Origin of the sequence: Nocardia inohanensis NBRC 100128 (assembly GCF_001612945.1) — a bacterium.
GTDB lineage: Bacteria > Actinomycetota > Actinomycetes > Mycobacteriales > Mycobacteriaceae > Nocardia > Nocardia inohanensis.
Genome location: NZ_BDBK01000025.1, coordinates 1 through 5,559, shown reverse-complemented (window position 1 = coordinate 5,559; position 5,559 = coordinate 1). Strand labels below are relative to the sequence as shown.

Here is a 5,559-nt window from a genome sequence, read left to right as displayed (position 1 = left end):
AGCGCCGAACATGAGCAGCACACCCCAGGCGACCGTGCCGCCGCCGATGATCAGCGCGCTGGAGAAGAGGGTGCCGAGGTGGCCGCGGAGCAGGTTGTGCAGGTTCGTGCTCGCGTGCAGAACGACTTTGGTTTCGGCGGAATCGCTCAGGACGGTGAGCAGGATCGTGGAGAGTGCGAGGAGCAGCAGGTAACCGAGCGTCACCCGCAACCTGGGCCGGGCCGTACCCGGCTCTCGCACAGCCGAATCCATGAACTGCACAACGGCGACGCGCGCACGGCTTGTTCCCTGCCACGCCGGTTTGTGCCCGGAAACGCAGAAACCCCCTGACCGAAGTCAGGGGGTTTCGCGAAGGATGTTCCGGCGGTGTCCTACTCTCCCACACCCTGTCGAGTGCAGTACCATCGGCGCAGGTGGCCTTAGCTTCCGGGTTCGGAATGGGACCGGGCGTTTCCCCACCGCTATAGCCGCCGTAACTCTATGAAACTAGACACAGAGAGCCAGATCGCTTGGGTGTAAACCCAATTGGTCTGTCTTCTTCTCTGGTATCTGTGTGTTGTTTCAGATACCGCACAGTGGACGCGTAGCAGCTTTGTTGGTAAGTCCTCGGCCTATTAGTACCGGTCACCTGCACCCGTTACCGGGCTTCCAGTTCCGGCCTATCAACCCAATGGTCTGTTGGGGGCCTTAACCCCTCGAGGGGGTGAGAAACCTCATCTTGGAACAGGCTTCCCGCTTAGATGCTTTCAGCGGTTATCCCTTCCGAACGTAGCAAACCAGCCGTGCCCTTGGCAGGACAACTGGCACACCAGAGGTTCGTCCGTCCCGGTCCTCTCGTACTAGGGACAGCCTTCCTCAAGTTTCTGACGCGCGCGGCGGATAGAGACCGAACTGTCTCACGACGTTCTAAACCCAGCTCGCGTGCCGCTTTAATGGGCGAACAGCCCAACCCTTGGGACCTACTCCAGCCCCAGGATGCGACGAGCCGACATCGAGGTGCCAAACCATCCCGTCGATATGGACTCTTGGGGAAGATCAGCCTGTTATCCCCGGGGTACCTTTTATCCGTTGAGCGACACCGCTTCCACTTGCCGGTGCCGGATCACTAGTCCCGACTTTCGTCCCTGCTCGACCTGTCGGTCTCACAGTCAAGCTCCCTTGTGCACTTGCACTCGACACCTGATTGCCAACCAGGCTGAGGGAACCTTTGGGCGCCTCCGTTACATTTTGGGAGGCAACCGCCCCAGTTAAACTACCCACCAGGCACTGTCCCTGAACCCGATCAGGGTCCGAGGTTAGAGGTCCAATACGATCAGAGTGGTATTTCAACGACGACTCCACACACACTGGCGTGCATGTTTCACAGTCTCCCACCTATCCTACACAAACCGTACCGAACACCAATACCAAGCTATAGTGAAGGTCCCGGGGTCTTTTCGTCCTGCCGCGCGTAACGAGCATCTTTACTCGTACTGCAATTTCGCCGAGTCTGTGGTTGAGACAGCTGAGAAGTCGTTACGCCATTCGTGCAGGTCGGAACTTACCCGACAAGGAATTTCGCTACCTTAGGATGGTTATAGTTACCACCGCCGTTTACCGGGGCTTAAATTCTCAGCTTCGCCACCGAAGTAGCTAACCGGTCCTCTTAACCTTCCGGCACCGGGCAGGCGTCAGTCCGTATACATCGTCTTACGACTTCGCACGGACCTGTGTTTTTAGTAAACAGTCGCTTCTCACTGGTCTCTGCGACCCAACCCAGCTCCCACCGCAAGGGTGTTCACCAGACCGGGCCCTCCTTCTCCCGAAGTTACGGAGGTATTTTGCCGAGTTCCTTAACCACAGTTATCTCGATCGCCTTAGTATTCTCTACCTGACCACCTGTGTCGGTTTGGGGTACGGGCCGTGTACCAACTCACTAGAGGCTTTTCTCGGCAGCATAGGATCACTGAATTCGCCTCAATCGGCTACGCATCACCTCTCAGGCTGTATGCGGTGCGGATTTGCCTACACCACGCCCTACAGGCTTACACCAGGTATTCCATCACCTGGCCCAGCTACCTTCCTGCGTCACCCCATCGCTTACCTACTACAGCGAAGGTCGTATGCAGCCACTTCCGGCCTCCCGAAGGAGGTCCATCCGCTTTTGGATACTTAGTACCACTGATTCGATATTTGGCGCGGATACACGGGTACGGGAATATCAACCCGTTGTCCATCGACTACGCCTGTCGGCCTCGCCTTAGGTCCCGACTCACCCTGGGCGGATTAACCTGGCCCAGGAACCCTTGGTCATTCGGCGGACGAGTTTCTCACTCGTCTTTCGCTACTCATGCCTGCATTCTCACTCCCGTAGCCTCCACGGCTGGATCACTCCGCCGCTTCCCTGGCTACAGGACGCTCCCCTACCCATCCACACTCCTGGCCCGAAGGCAGGATAATGTGTGAATGCCGCGGCTTCGGCGGTGTACTTGAGCCCCGCTACATTGTCGGCGCAGGATCACTTGACCAGTGAGCTATTACGCACTCTTTCAAGGGTGGCTGCTTCTAAGCCAACCTCCTGGTTGTCTTCGCGACCCCACATCCTTTTCCACTTAGTACACGCTTAGGGGCCTTAGCCGGCGATCTGGGCTGTTTCCCTCTCGACTATGAAGCTTATCCCCCACAGTCTCACTGCCGCGCTCTCACTCACCGGCATTCGGAGTTTGGCTGACTTCGGTAAGCTTGTAGGCCCCCTAGGCCATCCAGTAGCTCTACCTCCGGTGAGAAACACGCGACGCTGCACCTAAATGCATTTCGGGGAGAACCAGCTATCACGGAGTTTGATTGGCCTTTCACCCCTACCCACAGCTCATCCCCTCAGTTTTCAACCTAAGTGGGTTCGGGCCTCCACGACGTCTTACCGTCGCTTCACCCTGGCCATGGGTAGATCACTCCGCTTCGGGTCCATAGTGTGCGACTCGGGCGCCCTATTCGGACTCGCTTTCGCTACGGCTACCCCACACGGGTTAACCTCGCCACACACCGATGACTCGCAGGCTCATTCTTCAAAAGGCACGCCATCACCCCACAAAGAGGCTCTGACGGTTTGTAAGCGCACGGTTTCAGGTACTATTTCACTCCCCTCCCGGGGTACTTTTCACCTTTCCCTCACGGTACTAGTCCGCTATCGGTCACCAGGTAGTATTCAGGCTTATCGGGTGGTCCCGACAGATTCACAGCAGATTTCACGGGCCCGCTGCTACTCGGGAGTTGCTCACATGAGCCGTTGCGTTTTCGCTTACAGGACTCTCACCCTCTACGGTTGGCCGTCCCAGACCAATTCAGCTAACACAACGGTTTCTGACTCATGCTCAGATCGGCAGACCTGAGAAGAACAATCCCACAACCCCGGCTATGCAACGACTGCCGTCTATCACACATAACCGGTTTAGCCTCTTCCGCTTTCGCTCGCCACTACTCACGGAATCACATGTTGTTTTCTCTTCCTGTGGGTACTGAGATGTTTCACTTCCCCACGTTCCCTCCACACACCCTATATATTCAGGTGCGGGTGACACGACATCACTCGTGCCGGGTTTCCCCATTCGGAAATCCTCGGATCTCAGCTCGTTTGACAGCTCCCCGAGGCTTATCGCAGCCTACTACGTCCTTCATCGGCTCCTGGTGCCAAGGCATCCACCGTACGCTCTTTTTCACTTACTAACAAAGATGCTCGCGTCCACTGTGCAGTTCTCAAACAACACACCCGCATCGGATTGGATTCAAGGACCTGACCGGCAAAGCCAGCGGTTTCGCAAGAGATCCGAGCGGATCGTTTTGATTCCTAGAAAGCGCAGACATCGTCTGTTCTTTCAGGACCCAATAGTGTGTCGGTATATTCACCGCGGTTCCAGACATAGCTGAAACCGAGTGCGATGAAGATTGTCGGTGTTCCACCCATGAGCGTCCGCAGTTCCACGTGTGGGAACTAAAACGGTCTCTGACGCATTCTCGTTCGACTGTTCGAAGAGCGTTGCGTAGAAGTGCTCCTTAGAAAGGAGGTGATCCAGCCGCACCTTCCGGTACGGCTACCTTGTTACGACTTCGTCCCAATCGCCAATCCCACCTTCGACGGCTCCCTCCCACAAGGGGTTAGGCCACCGGCTTCGGGTGTTACCGACTTTCATGACGTGACGGGCGGTGTGTACAAGGCCCGGGAACGTATTCACCGCAGCGTTGCTGATCTGCGATTACTAGCGACTCCAACTTCACGGGGTCGAGTTGCAGACCCCGATCCGAACTGAGACCGGCTTTAAGGGATTCGCTCCACCTCACGGTATCGCAGCCCTCTGTACCGGCCATTGTAGCATGTGTGAAGCCCTGGACATAAGGGGCATGATGACTTGACGTCGTCCCCACCTTCCTCCGAGTTGACCCCGGCAGTCTCTCACGAGTCCCCGCCATTACGCGCTGGCAACATAAGATAAGGGTTGCGCTCGTTGCGGGACTTAACCCAACATCTCACGACACGAGCTGACGACAGCCATGCACCACCTGTACACCGACCACAAGGGGGGCCATATCTCTATGGCTTTCCGGTGTATGTCAAACCCAGGTAAGGTTCTTCGCGTTGCATCGAATTAATCCACATGCTCCGCCGCTTGTGCGGGCCCCCGTCAATTCCTTTGAGTTTTAGCCTTGCGGCCGTACTCCCCAGGCGGGGCGCTTAATGCGTTAGCTACGGCACGGATCCCGTGGAAGGAAACCCACACCTAGCGCCCACCGTTTACGGCGTGGACTACCAGGGTATCTAATCCTGTTCGCTACCCACGCTTTCGCTTCTCAGCGTCAGTTACTGCCCAGAGACCCGCCTTCGCCACCGGTGTTCCTCCTGATATCTGCGCATTTCACCGCTACACCAGGAATTCCAGTCTCCCCTGCAGTACTCTAGTCTGCCCGTATCGACTGCAAGCTTGCAGTTGAGCTGCAAGTTTTCACAATCGACGCGACAGACCGCCTACAAGCTCTTTACGCCCAGTAATTCCGGACAACGCTCGCACCCTACGTATTACCGCGGCTGCTGGCACGTAGTTGGCCGGTGCTTCTTCTACAGGTACCGTCACTTGCGCTTCGTCCCTGTCAAAAGAGGTTTACAACCCGAAGGCCGTCATCCCTCACGCGGCGTCGCTGCATCAGGCTTTCGCCCATTGTGCAATATTCCCCACTGCTGCCTCCCGTAGGAGTCTGGGCCGTGTCTCAGTCCCAGTGTGGCCGGTCGCCCTCTCAGGCCGGCTACCCGTCGTCGCCTTGGTGAGCCGTTACCTCACCAACAAGCTGATAGGCCGCGGGCCCATCTCGCACCAGTAAACCTTTCCACCAACCCCCATGCAGAGGCTGGTCGTATCCGGTATTAGACCCAGTTTCCCAGGCTTATCCCAGAGTGCGAGGCAGATCACCCACGTGTTACTCACCCGTTCGCCGCTCGTGTACCCCGAAGGGCCTTACCGCTCGACTTGCATGTGTTAAGCACGCCGCTAGCGTTCGTCCTGAGCCAGGATCAAACTCTCCGTTGAAGACTCT

General features: G+C 56.9%; 3 rRNA genes and 1 pseudogene. All 4 read right to left on the bottom strand.

From position 1 onward, the window contains the following. Positions 1-240: pseudogene (locus NI1_RS36840) on the bottom strand (hypothetical protein); the annotation flags it as partial. Between the two features lie 118 nt (positions 241-358). Next, positions 359-475 (bottom strand): 5S ribosomal RNA (gene rrf / locus NI1_RS36835). A 119-nt stretch (positions 476-594) separates the two neighbouring features. Beyond that, positions 595-3,702: ribosomal RNA gene (locus NI1_RS36830) — 23S ribosomal RNA — on the bottom strand. A 331-nt stretch (positions 3,703-4,033) separates the two neighbouring features. Further along, a 16S ribosomal RNA gene (locus NI1_RS36825) occupies positions 4,034-5,552 on the bottom strand. Together the 16S, 23S and 5S rRNA genes form the textbook arrangement of a ribosomal RNA operon. Between the last annotated feature and the right edge of the window lie 7 nt (positions 5,553-5,559).